Below are 21,280 nucleotides of genomic sequence, written 5' to 3'. Positions count from 1 at the left end.
TCTGCTCGGTCCTCAGCCGACGAGCGCGTCGGGCTTGCCCTCGCTCCGCGGCCGTTCATCGACCATCTTGCCCCAGACGATCATCCGGTACGTACTGGTGAACTCCGGGGTGCAGGTGGTGAGGGTGACGTACCTGCCGGGTCCGGTGAAGCCCGACTGCTTCGGCACCGGGTCGATCACGCTGATGTTGGACGGCGGGGTCTGGGGGAGGATGCTCGCCATCGCGTAGATGTAGTACGTGTCCCGCGTCTCGACGATGATCTCGTCGCCCGGCTTGAGCTTGTTGATGTAGCGGAAGGGCTCGCCGTGGGTGTTGCGGTGCCCGGCCACCGCGAAGTTGCCCTTCTCGTCCCAGGGCATGGCCGTCTTCAGCTTGCCCTCGGCATAGTGCCCGGCCATACCGCGGTCGAGCACCTTGTGCTTGTCGATCCCCTCGGCGATCGGGACCTTCACGTCCAGCTTGGGGATGTACATGATCGCGAATCCCTCGCCGGGCGAGAAGACGCCCGGGTCCCGGTTCTCGGTCTTCTCGTCGCCGCCCTTGTCCCATTCCTCCTGGAGGTTGCTGGCGGCGCCGCCGGCCTGCTGGTTCGCCAGGACGTTCGTCCACCACAGCTGGTAGGTGACGAACAGCAGCATCAGCACGCCGACCGTGATGAACGTCTCACCGAGCACCCGGCTGGCGATCACCCCGGGGCTGTCCTTGCGGGCCCGCGCCAGCCGGCGGGCCTCGACCCGGGAACACGGCGCCGCGGCGGCACCGGAGCCGGCCGGAGCCGTGGCAGCGGCGGCGGCCGCTGCCGTCCCGCCGGCCGCGGCGGTTCCGGGGCGGCGGGCACGGCGGCCGCTCCCGTGCCGTCGGCCGCCGCTCTGTGCGGCCTTGCGCCGGGCCGCCCGGCCGCCGGTGGCGGGGACCCCGGTGGACGGGTCGGCGCGGCCGGCCCCGGTGTCCGTGGCCGGGATGTCGGCGATGCGCAGGGCCACCGTGGCCTCGTCCGCGGGCGGTTCCGGGGCGCGCAGGGTGACCGTACGGTCGTCGCCGGGGACCGCGGCGGGGCCGGGCGGAACCACCGGGTCCGGTGCGGCCGGGGTTTCCGGGGCGCCGGAGACGGCCGCCAGCCCGGCGGTGAAAGGGCTGGGGCCCCGCCGGTGCGTACGGGGCGCCTGAGCGCCCTCGTAGGGCTCCGCGGGGGCACTTCCGTAGCCGCTCTGCACCGGGCGGCCGGGGCGCCAGGGGTCCGCCACGGCCCGGAAGGCGGGGCTCCGGGGTACGCCTCGGCCGGGAACTCCTCGTGCGGGCGGGCGGCCGGCGGTGCGTACGGGTCGTCGTACCCCCGGAGTGGGCGGCCGCGGCGTGCGTCTCGCCGTAACCGGGCACGGTGCTTCCGCCGCCGGGACGGGCGTGCCGGGGAGCCGGGGAGGGGACCGTTCAGCGGGTCGGCCGGCCCGCCGTCCGCCGCGAACGAGGCGGGCTCGTCGTACGGCGGTGTCCCGCCGCCCTCGTACGGGGCGCGGGAGCTGTCCCGTTCGGGGCGGAGGGCGGTCACGCGGCGGCCTTGCCGACCACCGGCGCGAGACCCACCGACCGTTCCACCGCGCCGCCGTCCCCGCACTCGGCGAGCCAGTTCGCCAGCATCCGGTGCCCCCATTCGGTGAGGACCGACTCCGGGTGGAACTGCACTCCCTCGACCGGGAGTTCACGGTGGCGCAGCCCCATGGCGATGCCGTTCTCCGGGCCGTCCCCGCCCGTCCAGGCGGTGATCCGCAGCTCGGCGGGCACGGTCTCCCGCTCGACCGCGAGCGAGTGGTAGCGGGTGGCCGTGAAGGGTGTGGGAAGGTCCCGGAAGACGCCCTCACCGCCGTGGTGCACGAGAGAGGTCTTGCCGTGCAGCAGCTCGGGGGCCCGCCCGACGACGCCGCCGAAGGCCACCGCCATGGACTGCATGCCCAGGCAGACGCCGAAGACCGGGACGCCGGTGTCCGCGCAGTGGCGCACCATGTCCACGCAGACGCCCGCCTCTTCGGGGGTGCCGGGGCCGGGGGAGAGCAGGACGCCGTCGAAGCCGTCCCGGGCGTGGCCGAGCTCCACCGCGTCGTTCCGCACCACCTCGCACTCGGCGCCGAGCTGGTAGAGGTACTGGACGAGGTTGAAGACGAAGCTGTCGTAGTTGTCCACGACGAGGATGCGCGCGCTCACCGGGAACCACCCCCGTTGTCGACCGTCACGTCGCCGAACGGCAGCAGTGGCTCCGCCCACGGGAAGACGTACTGGAACAGCACGAAGACGATCGCCAGCACGAGCACGAGCGAGAGCAGTGCCCGCACCCATGTGTTCCCCGGCAGCTGCCGCCAGATCCAGCCGTACATGCTGACCCTTTCCGATCGGTGCACCGACCAGAGTAAGGGGATCCGGGCCCCGGCCGGGGGCCGGCGGGGGAAAGCACCTCTTCCGGTTGACGCCGCGGGACCGCGGCCCCGCGGCGGATCACCTCTCCACCGGGGTCGCGTGCTGGAGGTCGACGGTGCCGGCGTGGCCGCGCAGGGTCACGGCGTCGTGCCGCTCCACCTCCCAGCCCAGGCCGTACGCGTCGACGTAGCGCAGGTAGTTCTCGATCGCCGGGGAGTCGTTGAGCGCCTGCTGGAGGGACCCGGTGTCACCGACCGCGGTGACCACGTACGGCGGCGAGTAGACCCTGCCCTGCAGGATCAGGGTGTTGCCGACGCAGCGGACCGCGCTGGTGGAGATGAGCCGCTGGTCCATGACGCGGATGCCCTTGGCGCCGCCCTGCCAGAGGGCGTTGACCACGGCCTGGAGGTCCTGCTGGTGGATGACGAGATCGTTGGGCTGGGGGTCGGGGGCGCCGGGCGTGCGGGCCGTGGCGTCCGGCGGGGCGTCGGTGAGGGTGACGGTCAGGCCGGGGCCGCTGACCTTCTCGGTGCCGGCGGCCTTCTCCAGCGCGTCCAGCTTCCGGTCCTGGGCGTCGGTGCTGCCGTCGTCGCGCCGGGCCAGCCGGTCGATCTCGGCGCGCACGGCGGCGGACCGGTCGTCGAGCCGGGCGTTCTCCCGGCTGCGTTCCTGGATGAGATCGGAGAGTTCCAGCAGGGAGTCGTCGGTGCGGAGATTGGTACCCTGAGCGGTATTGAAACTGGTCCAGAACAGCAGGCCGGCCAGGGCGAAGATGCCTGCCGTGAGAAGCCGCACCGGATGCCATCCCGGCCTCCGGGGCGCGGGGAGGCGGGGTTCGGGGGCGGGATCCGCCGGATTGCTCACCGTACCCTTATCTCCTTCGAAGCCGCGGAAGCACTACGCTAACGGACGCGCCCGGGGGAGCAAGTGTCCCCGTCGCTCTCAACCGGCCGACAGCCCAGATCCCTGCGCGGCCGCACAGCGCATCGACAGGAGAGTCTCTCGTGCCGAAGTCACGTATCCGTAAGAAGGCCGACTTCACGCCGCCGCCGGCGAAGCAGACCACCGTCAAGCTGTCGAGCGGCCGCAGCTGGGTGGCGCCGCTGATGCTGGCCCTGTTCCTGATCGGGCTGGCCTGGATCGTGGTGTTCTATGTGACCACCGGTGACATGCCCGTCAAGTCGCTCGGCAACTGGAACATCGTGGTGGGCTTCGGGTTCATCGCGGCGGGGTTCGTGGTCTCGACCCAGTGGAAGTAGCGGTCGGTGACCGTACCGGTCAAGCTTTGCCCACACGTTGTCCACAGAGTTATCCACAGCGGGGGAAAAGATACTAAGAGCTGTGGATAACTCAGCCGGGCAGGCCGCCGATACGACTGCCTCGTTGTCGTACAATCCGCAGTCCGGTCCGTAAAAGTGCAGGTCAACCTGGTGTTGACGGAGGGTGCCCGCCCTCCCGCCAACACTGTGCACAAGATCCCGCACCCGCTGTGGACAACGGCCGTCACCCTGCGGAAAACCCCCGGTCCGGGAGTCGCTCAGCCCAGAAGCTGAAGGGTACGGACCCAGAGCACCACGGCGATCGCCAGCAGCACCGCCCCGCAGGTCAGCCACTGCACCAGCTCGCGCCGGCCTCGCGGGGCGTGCACCATGCCGAACGCCACCGCGGCACCGACGACCAGGCCGCCGATGTGCGCCTGCCAGGCGATGTCGGCCCAGGTGAAGGTGATGAACAGGTTCAGCACCAGCAGGATGACCACCGGCCGCATGTCCTGGTTCATCCGCCGCAGCAGCACGACGGTGGCCCCCAGCAGTCCGAAGATCGCGCCGGACGCGCCCAGCGACGGCTGGTTCTGGGCCGCGAGCAGATAGGACAGGGCGCTGCCGCCGAGCGCGGACAGCAGATAGAGCGCCAGATAGCGGACCCGGCCCAGAGCCGCCTCCAGCGGTCCGCCGAGCCACCACAGACCGAGCATGTTGAACGCGATGTGCATCGGCTGCTCGTGCAGGAACGCCGAGGTCAGCAGCCGGTACCACTCGCCGTCGGCGACGCCGACCACCTCTCCCGTACCGCGGTCCACGGCCAGGCCGAGCATGTCGAGGGAGTCGATGAACCGGTCCTGGATCACCAGGGCCGCGATCCAGACCGCCACATTGACGGCCAGCAGGATCTTCGTCACCAGCCGCGGATCGGCGGTCTGCACTCCGCCCGCCAGGGTCCGCGGCCGGTTGGCTCCGGGCGCGTGCCCCGTGCCCGAGCCGCTCCGCACGCAGTCCGGGCACTGGAAGCCGACCGAGGCACTGATCATGCAGTCCGGGCAGATGGGCCGCTCACAGCGGACACAGCTGATCCCGGTCTCACGGTCCGGATGCCGGTAGCAGCCGGGCAGGCCGCCCTCGGCCGCGGGCCGTTCCGGGTTTCCCGGCGCCTGCTCCATCGATCCCCCTCGGTCCTGCGGGCCCTGCGGTCCTGCGTCGTACGGTGCGGCGGCCGGCGGATCACCGGGACCGCCCCGGCCGGCGTTCGCGGACGGGCGGGGCGGTCCTCCGGCGACCTTGCCGGCCGTGGTTCAGCCCTCGCGGGTCTCCACGACGACCGACTCGATCACCACGTCCTGCGTCGGACGGTCGGTGCGCGGGTTGGTGGGGAGCGCCGCGATGGTGTCCACGACCTTCTGCCCCTCCGGGTTCGCGACCTCACCGAAGATGGTGTGCTTGTTCGTCAGCCACGCGGTGGGCGAGACGGTGATGAAGAACTGCGAACCGTTGGTGCCCGGGCCGGCGTTGGCCATGGCGAGCAGGTACGGACGGTCGAACGAGAGGTCGGGGTGGAACTCGTCCCCGAACTCGTAGCCCGGTCCGCCCGTGCCGTTGCCCAGCGGGTCCCCGCCCTGGATCATGAAGCCGCTGATGACCCGGTGGAAGACCGTGCCGTCGTAGAGACGGTCGCTGGTCTTCTTGCCGGTCCGGGGGTGCGTCCACTCACGCTCGCCCCGGGCGAGCTCGACGAAGTTCTTGACCGTCTTCGGGGCGTGGTTCGGCAGCAGCCGTACCTCGATGTCTCCGTGGTTGGTCTTCAGGGTGGCGTAGAGCTGCTCGGCCACGATCTGCCTTCCGTAGTTCTCACTGACGCCCCCGATCCTCGCACGCCCGGCCCCGCGGCGACGAGCAACCACCGATCCGGCCGCCCGCCCGGCCCCACCCGGATGCGCGTCACCGCATGCCGCGCCCCGGCGCCACGGGCATGATCTCTCTTCGGGTGGATAGGCGAACTGCGTCCCTACTGGGGGATCCCCCAGGCACCCGTGTTCCACCACCGAGGAGGAGGATCCCGTGACACGCATCGACAGCGTGCGCGCCGCGACCGACACCGCGAAGGAGAGCGTGCTGCACGCAGCGGAGGTGGTGGCGCCGTACGCCGGCACGGCCAGGCACCAGGCCGCGCACTACGCGCACGAGGCCCGGGTCAAGCTGGCGCCGAAGGTGTCGCAGGCCGCGCAGCAGGCCCGCACCACTGCCCGCGCGCAGTACGGCGCGCTGCAGCCCCGGATCGAGCAGGCCCGCGGCCAGCTGCCGCCCAAGGTCGATCTGGCGGCGCAGAAGGCGGTGGTCCGGGCGCGGGAGACCGCCCGCCAGGCCGCCGACTACGCCGTGCCGAGGGTCGAGCACGCCCTGGCCGACGCCATCGCCGCGGCCGAGCCCGCCCGCACCGAGGCCGCCGCGCGCAGTGCCGCCGCGGTGGCCGCGATTCGCGGGCAGGTCACCTCCGCGGAGATCCAGAAGCTGGTGAGGAAGCGCGAGCGCCGCGCCCGCAACGGCCGGGCCGCGAAGCGGCTGCTGATCCTGGGCGCCCTGGCGGGCGCCGCCGTCGCCGCCTGGAAGTGGTGGGACAAGCAGGCCAACCCCGACTGGCTGGTCGAGCCGCCCGCCGCGACCGAACTCGGCGAGCGGGCGCCCCTGGCGTCCGTGGACGGCAGCGAACAGGCCGAGCTGGACGCGGAGCTCCGGTCCCACCAGACCGGCGTCCCCGAGGGGGAAGCGGGGACCGGCGGCGCTACGGAAAGCGACGAAAAGCGCTGAACCGGTACCCGCGCGAGCGGCCGGGAACAGCGGAACGGCGGGAGACCACTGGTCTCCCGCCGTTCGTCGTGCGCGTGGAGCCTAGGGGAGTCGAACCCCTGACATCTGCCATGCAAAGACAGCGCTCTACCAACTGAGCTAAGGCCCCGGGCCGGTGAACCCCCGTCGCGCGAGCGCGCTCCGGTGTCCGCCGCAGACAAGAGTACCGGGTCCGCGGAGTGATCCCGGCAAAGGACGGGGACTCCCGATCCCCCGTCACGCTCCGTAGGATGGCGGCGCGAGGTTCGCAGCAGCGAAGGGGAGTCGCCATGGAAGCAGCACAGCAGGAAGCCACCGCCAGAGCCCGCGAGATGCAGCGGAGCTGGTACGGGGAACCGCTGGGGGCGCTCTTCCGGCGGCTCATCGACGATCTGGGGCTCAACCAGGCCCGGCTCGCCGCTGTGCTGGGACTCTCGGCACCCATGCTGTCGCAGCTCATGAGCGGCCAGCGGGCGAAGATCGGCAACCCGGCCGTCGTGCAGCGCGTGCAGGCGCTGCAGGAACTGGCCGCGCAGGTCGCGGGCGGCAGCGTCAGCGCCGCCGAGGCCGCGGAGCGCATGGAGGGGATCAAACGGAGCTCGGGCGGCTCGGTGCTCACCCCCACCGGCTCGCAGACGACCTCCAGTTCGGGCGCGCCCACCGTGCGACGGGTGGTGCGCGAGATCCAGTCGCTGCTGCGTTCCGTCGCCGCCGCCGGGGACATCATCGAGGCCGCCGAGGCGCTCGCGCCCTCCCAGCCCGAACTGGCGGAGTTCCTCCGGGTGTACGGTGCCGGGCGGACCGCGGAAGCGGTCGCCCACTACGAGGCGCACCAGAGCTGACCGGACGGTCCGCGAGGGGAGGCGGCACGATGGGTGAGGTCTTCGCCGGGCGGTACGAACTGGTCGACCCGGTCGGCCGGGGCGGGGCGGGCGCCGTCTGGCGCGCCTGGGACCACCGGAGGCGTCGCTACGTCGCCGCCAAGGTGCTGCGGCAGAGCGACGCCCACACGCTGCTGCGCTTCGTACGGGAACAGGCGCTGCGCATCGACCATCCGCATGTGCTGGCCCCGGCGAGCTGGGCCGCGGACGACGACAAGGTCCTCTTCACCATGGACCTGGTGCGCGGCGGCTCGCTGGCCCATCTCATCGGCGACTACGGGCCGCTGCCGCCCCGCTATGTCTGCCTGCTGCTGGACCAGTTGCTCTCCGGGCTGGCCGCGGTGCACGCGGAGGGCGTCATCCACCGGGACATCAAGCCGGCCAACGTCCTGCTGGAGGCCACCGGGGTCCGGCGGCCGCATCTGCGGCTCTCCGACTTCGGCATCGCCCTGCGCAAGGGAGAACCCCGGCTGACGGAGACCGACTACGTGGTCGGCACCCCCGGCTACTTCGCGCCCGAGCAGATGCTGGGCGCCGAACCCGACTTCCCCGCCGACCTGTTCGCCACCGGCCTGCTGGCCCTCTATCTGCTGACGGGGCACAAGCCCGACGCCCGGGCGCTCGTCGAGCGGTTCACGGCGCACGGTGTTCCGGGCGCCCCCGAGGAGGTCCCCGAGCCGCTCTGGCAGGCGCTGGCCGGCCTGCTGCAGCCGGATCCCGGCGCCCGGTTCCGTACCGCCACCGGCGCGCGCAAGGCGCTGGCCGCCGCCGTCGAACTGCTGCCGGAGGGCGCGGTGGACGAGGAGGCCGTGGAGGTCTTCGACCAACTCGGGCCGCTGCCCGAGGGGTTCGGACCCGATGGCCCGTTACGGCCGCGGCGTGCGGCACCGGCAGCCGACGGCGAGGGGGACGGAACCGGGCGTGCCCGGACTCCCGGGCCGGGCGGACCGGCGGCCACCACGACGCCCGGCTCCTCGCTGACGGACACCGGCAGTTTCACCCTGGCGCCTCCGGCCCGCTCCCCGGCGCACCCGGGACCGGCCGCACCGCCGGTTCCCGAGCCGCCGGCCACACCACCGACCCCGGTTCCGGTCCTGGCTCCCGCCCGGCCCCGCGTACACGCCCCCGCCCGGCCCGTTCGCCGGTACCCCGCTCCCCGGCGCCCCCGCCACGGCACGGCGGGGCCCGTGCCCCCGCGGCTTCCCCGGCTCCCCGGTTTCTCCCGGGCCACCACCGCCGACGTACCCGCGACTACGCCGCCACGGGCCCGTACACCGCGCCCGGCGCCCCCGCGGCCGCCGGGCGCCCCGGTGCCGCCGTACGCCGCCCGGCGGCTCACCGCGCTCCGGTGCAGAGGCGGCCGGGGCCGCCCGCGAAGGTGGCCGTTCCGGTGCTCGTTCTGGCGCTGCTGTGCTACGCCGTCGGCATCTGGGCCCTGACCGCCGGGTGAGCCGGTTCCACCGGGTGAGCCGGTGCCGGGGCGTGAGTCAGTGCCGGGGCGGCTGCCCGTAGCCGCCGTGCCGCTCCGGCGGCGTGCTCTCCGGCCCGGGGCCTCCCGGCAGCGGATGCTCCGGCCGCCGGCCCGGTGCCGGCAGGTGCGGAATTCCGCCGGACGCGGTGGTGACAGCGGGTCCGGCGGTTGTGGTGGCTGCGGCGGCGGGTCCGGCCGTACGGCGCCGGGCGGCCAGTGTCCACACCGCGAGCCCCAGCAGCAGCACGGTGCCCGCGCCGATGCCCGCGATCCCGACGGTCCGGAGCGCCCCGTCCCCGTCCGTCTCCCCGTCCTTCTCCCCGCCCGCCTGCTCCGGTGCCGTCGCCCGCCCTTCCGCCGCCCGTTCCCGGTCCTCGTCGGAGACGGCGAATCCGGCCGCGGCCGCGTCGCCGTCGTAGGCCGGCCCGGGCTGCGGTTCGCCCTCCACGGCCAGCCGGAGGGTGAGGTCCACGCCGCCCTCCATGTGCCCGGCCGCCTCCGGCGTCAGGGCCACCGACAGGTGGTACCAGCCGGCGAAGCGCATCTCCCCGACCTTGGCGGTGCCGCTGAACCGGTGGCCGAACGCGGCGGGCGCGGTGGAGAACCCCAGCCTCTTCGGCTGCCCGTCGAAGGCCGCGCCCTGCTCGTGGACGGGGGTGCGGGCCGTGTTGTGGAGCCGCAGCAGCACTCCGCTGCCGAGGTGAGGGGCGCCGCCGCCGGTGAGCTCGGTGCCGCTTACGTCCGCGGTGACACGGAGCCGCTGGCCCCAGTCGACCGGGATCCTGTAGAAGAGCGTCTCACCGGGCTCCAGCCGGTCCCTCCAGCCCCCCGTACCGGTGGCGGCCGCGTCGTTGAATCCGGTGCCGCCCCGCACCTTCCGCGGGAGGCCGCCCGCGTCGCCGGAGGCGGCGGGCGGCTCGGTGCTCCACTCGGCCCCGCCGGGCGCCTGGGTGGCCCCGCCGGTGACACCGGGCTCCGCCAGGAAGGAGATCTCCAGCGGCCAGTCCCCCGGCCCGGAGGCGGCGTCACCGGTGCGCTCCACCGTGAACAGGTACTCACCGGCCTCCTGGCAGCTCGCGTTGGGCCGGACGAGACGGGAGGCGGTGGCGGCGACCGGCAGGCCGAAGCCGCCGGGACCGGCTGTGCCGCGCATACCGTCGCACCGGGCCCCGTCCGCACTCCGCAGCGTCACCTCGATGCCGTCGCCGTAGGCCGTTCCGCCGGCGGGCGGGAGCGCGGCGACCGCGGAGAGATGGGCGTTGGACTCCTCGTCCAGCCGGACCCGGTAGTAGAGGGTCTCGCCGGCACCGATCGCGTCGGTGTAGTGGTGGCGGGCTTTCAGCTCCGGGGCGCCGGTGCCGCTCGCGGTGCCCTCGGTCCGCTCGGCGTCCTCGGCGGTCCGGTACGCCGGCGGGGGGTCCGCCCGGCCATCGGCCGCCGCGGCGGGCTGCCCCGGGACCGGTAACACCCCGCACAGCACCGCCGTGCACAGTGCCGTCACCGCGGCGAGCCGGGTCCCTCCCCCTGCGCCCTGCCTCATCGCACGACCGCCCTCCGTCGTCCCCGGCCGTCCCCGCCGGGCCCCGGACGTACGAGCACGCAGCGTACGGCGGTGCGGGGCGCCGCCGCGCGGCACGGCCGGGGTCCGTCCGCCGCGCCCCGTGCCCCCTCCCGGACCGGCCAGGCCTCTTTGCTTTTGCACCATATTTATTCGCTGGAGCAACAGCAAGAGGCCGCCGTGAGCGGCCGGACAGCACGGAGCCCCGGCCGCTCACGGCGGCCGGGGCTCGTACAGGCTTGGCGTCGGTCTCACACACCGGAACCCGAACCTGCGGGCACGGAGTCGGTCGCCTCCGTCCACAGATCCTGTTCGGCGCGGTCCGCCTGGATCTGGCGGTACACGAGGAGCCCGCCGATGGCGGCCAGTGCGACCAGGAGCAGCTTCTTCACCGCGCTACCTCGTCCTTCTTGACGTAGGGGACCTCTGCCGCCCGACTATACACACCGGCCGATACCCTTCGGTGACCTCCGGCGGAAGCGCCAACCGGCCGCCGGGACAGACGAGATCGGCCCGGACGGGATCCGTCCGGGCCGATGCACAGAGGTGGGGCTAACAGGACTTGAACCTGTGGCCTCTTCCTTATCAGGGAAGCGCTCTAACCGTCTGAGCTATAGCCCCGCGCGCTGCCCCTGAAGATTAGCGCACACCGGGCCCGGTCCCAAAATCGGTTCCGCAGGTGGTGAGGCGCCCCCGCCCGGCCGCTACTCGTCCTCGGCGAGCGTCAGCTCGACACCGCCGACGAACCCGGCGGAGAGGTTGTAGACGAAGGCGCCCAGCGTGGCCAGAGCCGTCGCCAGCACCACATCGATCACCGCGATGACCGAGGTGAACATCAGCACCCGCGGCAGCGACAGGAACGACTCCAGGTCGAAACCGCCACCGCCGCCCTCGCCGGACTGCGTCGCCTGCCCGATCGTCGTACCGACCGTGCTGAACACCCCCATGGCGTCCAGCACCATCCACAGCACCGCCACGGCGATGACGGTGCAGATGCCCAGCGCGATGGACAGCAGGAAGCCGACCTTCATCACCGACCACGGGTCCGCCTTGGCGACCCGCAGCCGCGCCTTGCGCGTCCGCGGGACCGTACGGGCCCCGGCGCCGGTGCGCGGTCTGCGCACCGGCTGCCCCGGTGCCTGGGCCGGGACCGCGACGGGCGGCTGCCCCGCCTCGGCGGGCGACGCGTAGGCCTGCGGCGGGTGGTACGGCTCCGCCGGCTGCTGCGGATAGGGCTGACGCGTGTCCGTCACAGCGGCGGTCCCCCCATGGTGTGTGCCTGCCGGATACGGGGCGGCGTGCGGGGGGCCGCCGGCCGCGGCGGGGCCGCGGGCACCGCCCGTCCCGGTGGCCCCCGGGGGGACGTGTCGCCCCTCGGCCTCCGCACCACCCGCGCCGGTGCCCGTGGCTCCACTCACGGCTTACTCCTCTTGGCTTCCGGCCGAGGACTCCTCGTCCCCGGCCGCCTCGGGCTCGGCCGCGACGGCTGCGTCGGCGATTTCCTCGACCTCTTCAGCCGCACGTCCGGCCTCGGCGTTCCGGGCGATACCGACCACGGCATCGCGCTTGCCCAGGTTGATCAGTTGGACGCCCATGGTGTCACGGCCCGTCTCCCTGACCTCGTTGACCCGTGTCCGGATCACACCACCGCTCAGCGTGATGGCGAGGATCTCGTCGCTCTCCTCGACCACCAGAGCGCCCACCAGCGAACCGCGGTCCTCCACGATCTTGGCGGCCTTGATACCGAGGCCGCCGCGGCCCTGGACGCGGTACTCGTCGACATTCGTCCGCTTCGCGTAACCGCCGTCGGTGGCGGTGAAGACGAAAGTACCCGGCCGGACGACATTCATCGAGAGGAGTTCGTCGCCCGCGCGGAAGCTCATGCCCTTCACGCCCGATGTGGCCCGCCCCATCGGGCGCAGCGTCTCGTCCGAGGCGGTGAACCGGATCGACTGGGCCTTCCTGCTGATCAGCAGCAGGTCGTCGTCGGCCGACACCAGCTCCGCGCCGATCAGTTCGTCCTCGCGGCCGTCCTCCGTCTCCCGGAGGTTGATCGCGATGACGCCGCCCGAGCGCGGCGAGTCGTAGTCCTTGAGCGGGGTCTTCTTCACCAGGCCGGACTTGGTGGCGAGCACCAGGTACGGCATCGCGTCGTAGTCGCGGATGGCCAGGATCCGGGCGATCTTCTCGTCCGGCTGGAAGGCCAGCAGATTGGCGACGTGCTGGCCGCGCGCGTCCCGGCCCGCGTCCGGCAGCTCGTAGGCCTTGATCCGGTAGACCCGGCCCTTGTCCGTGAAGAACAGCAGCCAGTGGTGGGTGGTCGAGACGAAGAAGTGGTCGACGATGTCGTCCTGCTTCAGCTTGGTGCCCCGGACGCCCTTGCCGCCGCGCTTCTGGGAGCGGTAGTCCACCGTCTTGGTGCGCTTGACGTAACCGCCGCCCGTGATGGTGACGACGATGTCCTCCTCGGCGATCAGGTCCTCGATGGACATGTCGCCCTCGAACGGCACCAGCTTGCTGCGCCGGTCGTCGCCGAACCGCTCGACCAGCGCGGTCAGCTCCTCGCTGACGATGTGCCGCTGCCGCGAGGGGGAGGCCAGGATCTCGTTGTAGTCGGTGATCTTGGCCTGGAGGTCGTCGTGCTCCGAGGTGATCTTCTGCCGCTCCAGGGCCGCCAGCCGGCGGAGCTGCATCTCCAGGATCGCGTTCGCCTGGATCTCGTCGATCTCCAGCAGGCCCATCAGGCCGCCGCGGGCCGTGTCGACGGTGTCGCTGCGCCGGATCAGCGCGATGACCTCGTCGATCGCGTCCAGCGCCTTGAGCAGGCCGCGCAGGATGTGCGCCCGCTCCTCGGCCTTCCGCAGCCGGAACCGCGTCCGCCGGACGATGACCTCGATCTGGTGGTCCACCCAGTGCTTGATGAAGGCGTCCAGGGAGAGCGTGCGCGGCACGCCGTCCACCAGGGCCAGCATGTTGGCGCCGAAGTTGGTCTGCAGATCGGTGTGCTTGTAGAGGTTGTTGAGCACGACCTTGGCGACCGCGTCCCGCTTGAGCACGATGACGAGCCGCTGGCCGGTGCGCGAGGAGGTCTCGTCGCGGACGTCGGCGATCCCGCCGACCTTGCCGTCCTTCACGAGGTCGGCGATCTTCTGCGCGAGGTTGTCCGGGTTGACCTGGTAGGGCAGTTCGGTGACCACCAGGCACTGGCGGCCCTGGATCTCCTCGACCTCCACCACTGCCCGCATGGTGATCGAGCCTCTGCCCGTGCGGTACGCCTCCTCGATGCCCTTCCGGCCCACGACGAGCGCGCCGGTCGGGAAGTCCGGGCCCTTGATGCGCTGGATCAGCGCGTCCAGCAGCTCCTCGCGGGAGGCCTCCGGGTTCTCCAGCGCCCACTGCGCGCCCGCCGCCACCTCGCGGAGGTTGTGCGGCGGGATGTTCGTGGCCATGCCGACCGCGATCCCGGCCGAGCCGTTGATCAGCAGATTCGGGAAGCGGGACGGCAGGACCGTCGGCTCCTGGTTGCGGCCGTCGTAGTTGTCCTGGAAGTCGACGGTCTCCTCGTCGATGTCCCGGAGCATCTCCATCGACAGCGGCGTCATCTTGCACTCGGTGTACCGCATGGCCGCGGCCGGGTCGTTGCCCGGGGAGCCGAAGTTGCCGTTGCTGTCGACGAGCGGCAGCCGCATCGACCAGTGCTGCGCCAGGCGGACCAGCGCGTCGTAGATCGAGGAGTCGCCGTGCGGGTGGTACGTGCCCATGACGTCGCCGACGACGCGGGCGCACTTGTAGAAGCCCTTCTCCGGGCGGTAGCCGCCGTCGTACATGGCGTACAGCACCCGGCGGTGCACCGGCTTGAGCCCGTCGCGGATGTCGGGCAGCGCACGCGACACGATGACGGACATCGCGTAGTCGAGATAGCTGCGCTGCATCTCCGTTTCGAGGCCCACCGGCTCGACCCGCATGCCCACGCCCTCGATGGCGACGGGCTCGCCCTCGGGGCTGACGGGAACGGGGACGGCGGGGCCGCCTTCGGAGGGAGGCGGGGTCACGTCGGCCATGGCAGTTCAGAAGTCCTTTCGAGGTACGGCGCGGAGCACCGGCCCGGATCGGGGCTGGCGCCGCGCCGGAGTCCAGAAGCGGATGCCGGAATGCGTCAGATGTCCAGGAATCTGACGTCCTTGGCATTGCGCTGGATGAAGGAGCGCCGCGCCTCGACGTCCTCGCCCATGAGCACCGAGAACAGGTCGTCCGCCTGGGCCGCGTCGTCCAGGGTGACCTGGCCCAGCACCCGGTGGTCGGTGTCCATGGTCGTGATGCGGAGCTCCTCGGCGTTCATCTCGCCCAGACCCTTGAAGCGCTGGACCGAGTCGTCCCTGATCCGCTTGCCGTTCTCCCGGCCGAGGGTGATCAGCGCGTCCCGCTCGCGGTCCGAGTAGGCGTACTCGAAGTCGTCGCGGCCCCACTTGATCTTGTAGAGCGGCGGGCGGGAGAGGTAGACGTGACCGGCCTCGACGAGCGGGCGCATGAAGCGGAAGAGGAACGTCAGCAGCAGGGTGTTGATGTGCTGGCCGTCGACATCGGCGTCCGCCATCAGAATGATCTTGTGATAGCGGAGCTTGGAGATGTCGAAGTCCTCGTGCACCCCGGTGCCGAAGGCCGAGATCAGCGCCTGCACCTCCTGGTTCTGGAGGATCTTGTCGATCCGCGCCTTCTCGACGTTGAGGATCTTGCCGCGGATCGGGAGGATCGCCTGGTATTCCGGGTTCCGGCCGGACTTGGCCGAGCCGCCGGCGGAGTCGCCCTCGACGATGAAGATCTCGCACTTGGTGGGGTCGTTGGACTGGCAGTCGCTCAGCTTGCCCGGCAGCGACGCGCTCTCCAGCAGGCCCTTGCGGCGGGTCAGATCGCGCGCCTTGCGGGCCGCGACCCGGGCCGTGGCGGCCTGGATGCCCTTGCGGATGATGTCCGCGGCCTCGTTGGGGTTGCGGTCCAGCCAGTCCATGAAGTGCTCGTGGACGATCTTCTGGACGAAGGTCTTCGCCTCGGTGTTGCCCAGCTTGGTCTTCGTCTGACCCTCGAACTGCGGCTCGCCCAGCTTGACCGAGATGATCGCCGTCAGACCCTCGCGGATGTCCTCACCCGTGAGGTTGTCGTCCTTCTCCCGCAGCAGCTTCTTCTCGCGCGCGTAGCGGTTGATCAGCCCGGTCAGCGCGGCCCGGAAGCCCTCCTCGTGCGTACCGCCCTCATGGGTGTGGATGGTGTTCGCGAAGCTGTAGACGCCCTCGGTGTACTGGGCGTTCCACTGCATCGCGATCTCCACCGAGAGCAGCCGCTCCTTGTCCTCCGCCTCGATGTCGATGACGGAGGGGTGGACCAGCTCGCCCTTGCGGGAGTTGAGGTACTTCACGAAGTCGACGATGCCGCCCTCGTAGTGGTACCGGACGGAGAGCGGCTTGCCCTCCTCGTCCACATGGTCCGCGCGCTCGTCGGTCAGCGAGATGGCCAGGCCCTTGTTGAGGAAGGCCATCTCCTGGAAGCGCCGCGCCAGCGTCTCGAAGGAGTAGTCGGTGGTCTCGAAGATGTCCGGGTCGGCCCAGAAGGTGACCGTGGTGCCGGTGTCCTCCACCGGCTCGTTCTTCGCCAGCGGCGCCGTCGGCACCCCGAGCTTGTAGTCCTGCGTCCAGCGGTGGCCCTCGGTGCGCACCTCGACGGCGACGCGCGTCGACAGGGCGTTGACCACCGAGACGCCGACACCGTGCAGACCACCGGAGACGGCGTAGCCGCCGCCGCCGAACTTGCCGCCCGCGTGCAGCACGGTCATCACGACCTCGACGGCGGGCTTCCCCTCCGACGGGACGATGCCCACGGGGATGCCGCGGCCGTTGTCGGTCACCCGCACCCCGCCGTCGGCGAGGATCGTGACCTCGATGGTGTCCGCGTGCCCGGCCAGAGCCTCGTCGACCGAGTTGTCGACGACCTCCTGCACAAGGTGGTGCAGGCCCCGCTCACCGGTCGAACCGATGTACATGCCGGGCCGCTTGCGCACCGCGTCCAGGCCCTCCAGGACCGTGATCGCGCTGGCGTCGTACGCGACCTCCTGTGCGGCCTCGTACACGGACGGCGGGCCGTCACCGGAAGCGGTGGGGGGAGCGGTGTTGGTCTCGTTGGGGTTGCCGGAATCGGCCACGAAGCGCCCTTTCTGGCACAGCACACGCCATCTCCCGGCGTGCAGGAGCGGCTGCGTCGTTCGACATGTTCCGCAAGTCGGCGGTATGGCCACCAGTCTACCGGTAGCGCTGACATGAATGGGGGTTTGCCGGTGCCTGGATCGTTGTGTGCCGCCCTGAACCGGCGTCTGCCGACTCCCCATATGCGGGCCCGGGCTCCGAGCGGCCCACAGGGGCACTCAGCGCTTCGGGCTGTCAACCCCCGACCACACAGCGGGACGCCCCGGGAGGCACATCCGTCACAGCGCCCCCGCGGCGCCGCGGGGGCGGTTCCCCAGCGGTTCCGGGGCCCTCCGCGGGGTGGTCGGGGAGGGCTCCGCGGAGGGTTCCGCAGGCGCTGTCCCGGACTCGGATGAACGTCAGCCGTAGGTGTCGCCCGGTCCTCTGCTTCCCGGCGCCCGCAGCGGACCGTAGCCCTGCCGGGGCCCGCCCCCGGGACCCAGGACCTTGATCAGCCGGACCGTTCCCCGGCCCAGGTCGCCATTGAGCCGGGCCACCAGCTGAGGTGCCAGGAGGCGTAGTTGGGTGGCCCACGCGGTGGAGTCGCAGCGCACCGTCAGCACCCGCGCCTCCTCGTCGTACCGCTCGGGCGCGCAGTGCTGCGCCACATCCGGGCCGACCATCTGCGGCCAGCGGCCCATCACCCCGCCCACCGCCGCCGGGGCCTCCCAGCCGCGGTCGGTGATCAGGCGGTCGATCGCCGCGCCCAGCGGCAGCGGATCCCGGCCGTCGGCCCGCGCCCCCGAGCGCAGACCACCGCGGCGGGCCTGCTTCTTCTGCTGGGCGGCCGCGCCCCGGGCCCGGGCCTGTTCCTTCGCCGCCCGCAGGGCGACGCGGGCGAGATCGACCCCGGATGACTGCGGCTCCGCGGGGCGCTCCGGCGGCGTCCCCGCCGGTACCTTGCCCGCGGATCCGGGCCCACCGCTTCCGGGCCCGCCGGAGCCCGGGCCCGAGCCACCGGTTCCCGGCCCGGCCGCGGCCGGGCCCGGCGCTCCGGGGCCGTCCCGGCGGGCCGGCCCGCCCGGTCCGCGCACTCCGCCGTTCGTCATGGCGCCACCCGCTCGACCGTGCCGCCGGCCACCTCGTACCGCGCTCCCGCCAGCACGCCCGGCACGTCCTCCGGCACCGCCGCCGTGACGAGCACCTGCTCCGCCGGGGCCACCAGCTCCGCGAGGCGGTCGCGTCGGCGGGTGTCCAGCTCCGCGAAGACGTCGTCCAGGACGAGCACCGGCTCGCCGGCCCGCCTCCCGCCCCGCCCTCCGGAGCCACCGGAACGCCTGGACCGGCCGGGCTCTCGGCGCGCAGCAGATCGTAGGAGGCGAGGCGCAGCGCGAGCGCGTACGACCAGGACTCCCCGTGGCTCGCGTAGCCCTTCGCCGGGAACCGGCCGAGCTTGAGCACCAGGTCGTCCCGGTGCGGCCCGACCAGCGTCACCCCGCGCTCGATCTCCTGTTTGCGGGCCTCCGAGAGCGCCGCCAGCAGCACCTCGTACAGCTCCTCGCGGTTGCCCGCCTCACCCAGCCGCTCACCCGCCGAGCCGCGGTACTCCAGCACGACCGGGCCGCCCCCGGGCGCCAGTTGCTCGTACGCCTTGTCGGCGAGCGGCTGCAGCGCGGCGATCAGATCCAGCCGCTGGGCCAGCAACTCCGCGCCGGCCCGGGCCAGATGCTGGTCCCAGACGTCGAGCGTGGAGAGGTCCGCCCCGCGGCCGCCGTGACGGCGGGCCATCGCGGCGCTCTTGAGCAGCGTGTTCCGCTGCTTGAGCACCCGGTCGTAGTCCGACCGCACCCCCGCCATGCGCGGGGAGCGGGCGGTGATCAGCTCGTCCAGGAAGCGCCGGCGCTCTCCCGGGTCGCCCTTGACCAGGGCGAGGTCCTCCGGCGCGAACATCACGGTGCGGGTGATGCCGAGGACGTCCCGCGGCCGCACCTGCGAGGAGCGGTTGATCCGGGCCCGGTTGGCCCGCCCCGGATTGAGCTCCAGCTCGACGAGCTGCTGCCGGTCCCCGCCGACCACTGCGGCCCGGATCACCGCCCGCTCGGCGCCCATCCGCACCAGCGGGGCGTCGGAGGAGACGCGGTGGCTGCCGAGCGTGGCGAGATAGCCGACGGCCTCCACCAGATTGGTCTTGCCCTGGCCGTTGGGGCCGACGAAGGCGGTGACGCCCGGGTCGAGGGGGACCTCGACCCGGACGTACGACCGGAAGTCGGCGAGCGACAGATGGGCTACGTGCATCGGGGCCGTCAGCCGCCCACCGGCGGTTCGACGTCCGCGCCCGGGGCGTCGGCGCCCTTCTCGTCCCCCGTTGCGGCCGTGACCGCGTGACCGCCGAACTGGTTGCGCAGGGCGGCGATCATCTTCATGGCCGGGGGGTCGTCCTGGCGGGAGGAGAACCGGGCGAACAGCGAGGCGGTGATCGCGGGCAGCGGCACCGCGTGGTCGAGGGCGGCCTCCACGGTCCAGCGGCCCTCGCCGGAGTCCTGGGCGTAGCCGCGCAGGGCGGTGAGGTGTTCGTCGTCGTCCAGGGCGCGGACGGCCAGGTCCAGCAGCCAGGAGCGGATGACCGTGCCCTCCTGCCAGCTGCGGAAGACCTCGCGCACATCCGTGACGGAGTCGGCGGCCTCCAGCAGCTCCCAGCCCTCGGCGAAGGCCTGCATCATGGCGTACTCGATGCCGTTGTGGACCATCTTGGCGAAGTGGCCGGCGCCGACCCGGCCCGCGTGGACGGCGCCGAACTCGCCCTCGGGCTTGAGGGCGTCGAAGACCGGCTGGACCTTGGCCACGTCCGCGGCGTCACCGCCGTACATGATCGCGTAGCCGTTCTCCAGGCCCCAGACGCCGCCGGAGACACCGCAGTCGACGAAGCCGACGCCCTTCTCGGCGAGCTCCCGGGCGTGCTTCTCGTCGTCCGTCCAGCGGGAGTTGCCGCCGTCGACCACCACGTCCCCGGGGGAGAGCAGTTCGCCGAGTGCGTCGATGGTCGACTGGGTCGCCGCACCGGCCGGGACCATGATCCAGACGACGCGCGGGCCCGTGAGCCGGCCCACCAGCTCCTCCAGGCTGTGGACATCGGCAAGATCCGGATTGTGGTCGAATCCGATGACGGTGTGACCTGCGCGGCGGATGCGCTCGCGCATGTTGCCGCCCATCTTGCCGAGACCGACGAGACCGAGCTCCATCAGTGACCCTCTTCGACGTAGTCGTTGCGATTGGTACCCGGCCGAGCCTACGCCCGGGCACCCGCCGCTCACCTGTGGGCTTCCGGTGCTCAGACGCACGTCGGAGGGGGCGACGGGGACAAAACGCCGGTCCCGGCGCGGTGGCCCGCGCGGACGCCGGCTCCCGCCGGGTACCCGCCGCTCAGCCGCTCAGTCGCACCGGCATGATCAGGTACTTGTAGGCGTCGTCCGCCTCCGCGTCCACGGCGGGCCTGCCGCTCAGCAGGGCGGGCTTCGTGGAGGTGGTGAAGGACAGCTGGGCCACCGGGGAGTCGATGGCGCTCAGTCCCTCCAGCAGGAAGCCGGGGTTGAACGCGATCGAGATGTCGTCCCCGTCGAGCTGGGCGTCCACCCTTTCCACAGCCTGTGCGTCGTCGCTGGAACCGGCCTCCAGGATCAGCACGCCCTGCTCGAAACTGAGGCGCACCGGGGTGTTCCGCTCGGCGACCAGCGCCACGCGCTTGACCGCGTCGACGAACGGAGCGGTCTCGATCACCGCGACGGAGTTGAACTCGGTCGGGAAGAGCGTGCGGTACTTCGGCAGATCGCCTTCGAGGAGGCGGGTGGTGGTGCGGCGGCCGGCGCCCTCGAAGCCGATCAGGCCCTCGCCCTTGCCGGAGCCCGCCAGCGCGATGCTGACGGTGTCGCCGCTGGTGAGCGATTTGGCCGTGTCGAGCAGCGTCTTGGCCGGCACCAGGGCGACGGCGGAGAGGTCGGGGATCTCGGGCTTCCACAGGAACTCACGGACCGCGAAGCGGTAGCGGTCGGTGGCGGCCAGCGTGACCGTGTCGCCCTCGATCTCGATCCGGACGCCCGTGAGCACCGGGAGGGTGTCGTCCCGGCCGGCGGCGATGGCGACCTGTGCGGCGGCCGCGGCGAAGACCTCGCCGGGGACGGTGCCGGTGGCGTCCGGCATGTCCGGCAGCGCCGGGTACTCCTCCACGGGGAGGGTGTGGAGGGTGAAGCGGGATGACCCGCAGACCACGGTCACCCGCACACCGTCCGTGGAGATCTCCACGGGGCGGTTCGGCAGGGCGCGGCAGATGTCGGCGAGCAGCCGGCCGGACACGAGGACCGTGCCGCCCTCCTCCACGTCCGCCTCGACGGAGACGCGGGCCGAGACCTCGTAGTCGAAGCCCGACAGGCTCAGGGAACCGTCCTCGGCCTTCAGCAGCAGGCCCGCGAGGACGGGCACCGGCGGACGGGCCGGGAGGCTGCGGGCCGCCCAGGCCACCGCCTCCGCGAGTACATCGCGCTCAACCCGGATCTTCACCGTAAGCCGCCTCCTGCTGTTGCTGGCTCGCCCTGCTGGCCTTCGTCGTCGGCTGTGTGCCGCCGGTCCAGTCTGACGCACACCACGGACACTCGGTGCGCTCCGGGGTCAAGTCGGGCCGGGAGGCGTGGCGCGGCCCGAGGGC

General features: G+C 72.2%; 18 protein-coding genes, 2 tRNA genes and 1 pseudogene. 4 read left to right on the top strand and 17 right to left on the bottom strand.

Going from position 1 to position 21,280, the window contains the following annotated elements; genetic code table 11:
- Positions 1-12 precede the first annotated feature (12 nt).
- The 4 genes from E4N63_RS16080 to E4N63_RS16065 all read right to left on the bottom strand — a co-directional run bounded on the left by E4N63_RS16080 (position 13) and on the right by E4N63_RS16065 (position 3,271).
- The gene (locus tag E4N63_RS16080; RefSeq protein WP_230241011.1) at positions 13-1,245 is read right to left on the bottom strand and encodes a class E sortase; all 1,233 of its coding nucleotides are present in this window, start codon (positions 1,243-1,245) and stop codon (positions 13-15) included.
- A 298-nt stretch (positions 1,246-1,543) separates the two neighbouring features.
- On the bottom strand, positions 1,544-2,197 hold the full coding sequence (locus E4N63_RS16075) for an aminodeoxychorismate/anthranilate synthase component II (protein WP_125623276.1): 654 nt from the start codon (positions 2,195-2,197) through the stop codon (positions 1,544-1,546).
- A complete protein-coding gene (locus E4N63_RS16070) occupies positions 2,194-2,391 on the bottom strand; it encodes a hypothetical protein (RefSeq protein ID WP_227962988.1) in 198 nt (65 codons plus the stop codon). The genes E4N63_RS16075 and E4N63_RS16070 overlap by 4 nt, the downstream gene beginning before the upstream one ends.
- A gap of 94 nt (positions 2,392-2,485) precedes the next feature.
- Positions 2,486-3,271 carry a DUF881 domain-containing protein gene (locus tag E4N63_RS16065; RefSeq protein ID WP_125623275.1) on the bottom strand — a complete coding sequence of 262 codons (786 nt, stop codon included), beginning with the start codon at positions 3,269-3,271 and terminating at the stop codon, positions 2,486-2,488.
- 140 nt (positions 3,272-3,411) lie between these two features.
- Here E4N63_RS16065 and crgA point away from each other — a divergent pair, with 140 nt between their 5' ends.
- Positions 3,412-3,666 carry a cell division protein CrgA gene (crgA, locus tag E4N63_RS16060; RefSeq protein WP_019707360.1) on the top strand — a complete coding sequence of 85 codons (255 nt, stop codon included), beginning with the start codon at positions 3,412-3,414 and terminating at the stop codon, positions 3,664-3,666.
- A gap of 278 nt (positions 3,667-3,944) precedes the next feature.
- Here the strand turns inward: crgA and E4N63_RS16055 are convergent, their stop codons facing one another.
- Together E4N63_RS16055 and E4N63_RS16050 are read right to left on the bottom strand one after the other, a co-directional pair.
- The gene (locus E4N63_RS16055; protein ID WP_125623274.1) at positions 3,945-4,844 is read right to left on the bottom strand and encodes a rhomboid family intramembrane serine protease; all 900 of its coding nucleotides are present in this window, start codon (positions 4,842-4,844) and stop codon (positions 3,945-3,947) included.
- A 132-nt stretch (positions 4,845-4,976) separates the two neighbouring features.
- Positions 4,977-5,510 (bottom strand): peptidylprolyl isomerase, encoded by a 534-nt coding sequence (locus E4N63_RS16050; RefSeq protein WP_019707362.1) that lies wholly within the window; start codon positions 5,508-5,510, stop codon positions 4,977-4,979.
- A gap of 229 nt (positions 5,511-5,739) precedes the next feature.
- Here E4N63_RS16050 and E4N63_RS16045 point away from each other — a divergent pair, with 229 nt between their 5' ends.
- A complete protein-coding gene (locus tag E4N63_RS16045) occupies positions 5,740-6,486 on the top strand; it encodes a DUF5324 family protein (protein ID WP_185831160.1) in 747 nt (248 codons plus the stop codon).
- 75 nt (positions 6,487-6,561) lie between these two features.
- On the opposite strand, the gene E4N63_RS16040 is transcribed toward E4N63_RS16045, so the two are convergent.
- Positions 6,562-6,634, bottom strand: a tRNA-Ala gene (locus E4N63_RS16040).
- 160 nt (positions 6,635-6,794) lie between these two features.
- Here E4N63_RS16040 and E4N63_RS16035 point away from each other — a divergent pair.
- Both E4N63_RS16035 and E4N63_RS16030 read left to right on the top strand, forming a co-directional pair.
- On the top strand, positions 6,795-7,346 hold the full coding sequence (locus E4N63_RS16035) for a DNA-binding protein (RefSeq protein ID WP_230241010.1): 552 nt from the start codon (positions 6,795-6,797) through the stop codon (positions 7,344-7,346).
- A gap of 29 nt (positions 7,347-7,375) precedes the next feature.
- Positions 7,376-8,824: a serine/threonine-protein kinase gene (locus tag E4N63_RS16030; RefSeq protein WP_230241009.1), complete on the top strand. Its 1,449-nt coding sequence runs from the start codon at positions 7,376-7,378 to the stop codon at positions 8,822-8,824.
- A 48-nt stretch (positions 8,825-8,872) separates the two neighbouring features.
- On the opposite strand, the gene E4N63_RS16025 is transcribed toward E4N63_RS16030, so the two are convergent.
- From E4N63_RS16025 to dnaN, 10 genes and pseudogenes are all read right to left on the bottom strand, one after another.
- Entirely contained in the window at positions 8,873-10,396 is a 1,524-nt protein-coding gene (locus tag E4N63_RS16025; RefSeq protein ID WP_230241008.1) for a hypothetical protein, read from the bottom strand.
- 269 nt (positions 10,397-10,665) lie between these two features.
- Positions 10,666-10,806 (bottom strand): DLW-39 family protein, encoded by a 141-nt coding sequence (locus E4N63_RS16020; RefSeq protein ID WP_019706276.1) that lies wholly within the window; start codon positions 10,804-10,806, stop codon positions 10,666-10,668.
- Between the two features lie 155 nt (positions 10,807-10,961).
- Positions 10,962-11,035: transfer RNA gene (locus E4N63_RS16015), tRNA-Ile, on the bottom strand.
- Positions 11,036-11,118: 83 nt separating this feature from the next.
- Positions 11,119-11,832: a DUF3566 domain-containing protein gene (locus E4N63_RS16010; protein ID WP_095757104.1), complete on the bottom strand. Its 714-nt coding sequence runs from the start codon at positions 11,830-11,832 to the stop codon at positions 11,119-11,121.
- Positions 11,833-11,835: 3 nt separating this feature from the next.
- Positions 11,836-14,475: a DNA gyrase subunit A gene (gene gyrA, locus E4N63_RS16005; RefSeq protein WP_125623991.1), complete on the bottom strand. Its 2,640-nt coding sequence runs from the start codon at positions 14,473-14,475 to the stop codon at positions 11,836-11,838.
- 95 nt (positions 14,476-14,570) lie between these two features.
- Positions 14,571-16,628, bottom strand: coding sequence for a DNA topoisomerase (ATP-hydrolyzing) subunit B (gene gyrB / locus E4N63_RS16000; protein ID WP_125623990.1), 2,058 nt, complete (start codon positions 16,626-16,628; stop codon positions 14,571-14,573).
- A gap of 375 nt (positions 16,629-17,003) precedes the next feature.
- A complete protein-coding gene (locus E4N63_RS15995; RefSeq protein WP_228429426.1) occupies positions 17,004-17,693 on the bottom strand; it encodes a DUF721 domain-containing protein in 690 nt (229 codons plus the stop codon).
- Positions 17,690-18,879 (bottom strand): annotated as a pseudogene (gene recF, locus E4N63_RS15990) (DNA replication/repair protein RecF). Before recF ends, E4N63_RS15995 begins: the two are co-directional and overlap by 4 nt.
- An 8-nt stretch (positions 18,880-18,887) precedes the next feature.
- A complete protein-coding gene (gene gnd / locus E4N63_RS15985; RefSeq protein WP_125623988.1) occupies positions 18,888-19,823 on the bottom strand; it encodes a phosphogluconate dehydrogenase (NAD(+)-dependent, decarboxylating) in 936 nt (311 codons plus the stop codon).
- A 181-nt stretch (positions 19,824-20,004) separates the two neighbouring features.
- Positions 20,005-21,135, bottom strand: a complete 1,131-nt coding sequence (dnaN, locus tag E4N63_RS15980; RefSeq protein WP_230241007.1) for a DNA polymerase III subunit beta — start codon at positions 21,133-21,135, stop codon at positions 20,005-20,007.
- Between the last annotated feature and the right edge of the window lie 145 nt (positions 21,136-21,280).

Source organism: Streptomyces sp. MNU89 (assembly GCF_020982505.1).
In the GTDB taxonomy this organism is placed as follows: domain Bacteria; phylum Actinomycetota; class Actinomycetes; order Streptomycetales; family Streptomycetaceae; genus Streptomyces; species Streptomyces xinghaiensis.
The sequence above is the reverse complement of the archived record's forward strand: the minus strand, read 5'-3'. Positions and strand labels throughout refer to the sequence as shown.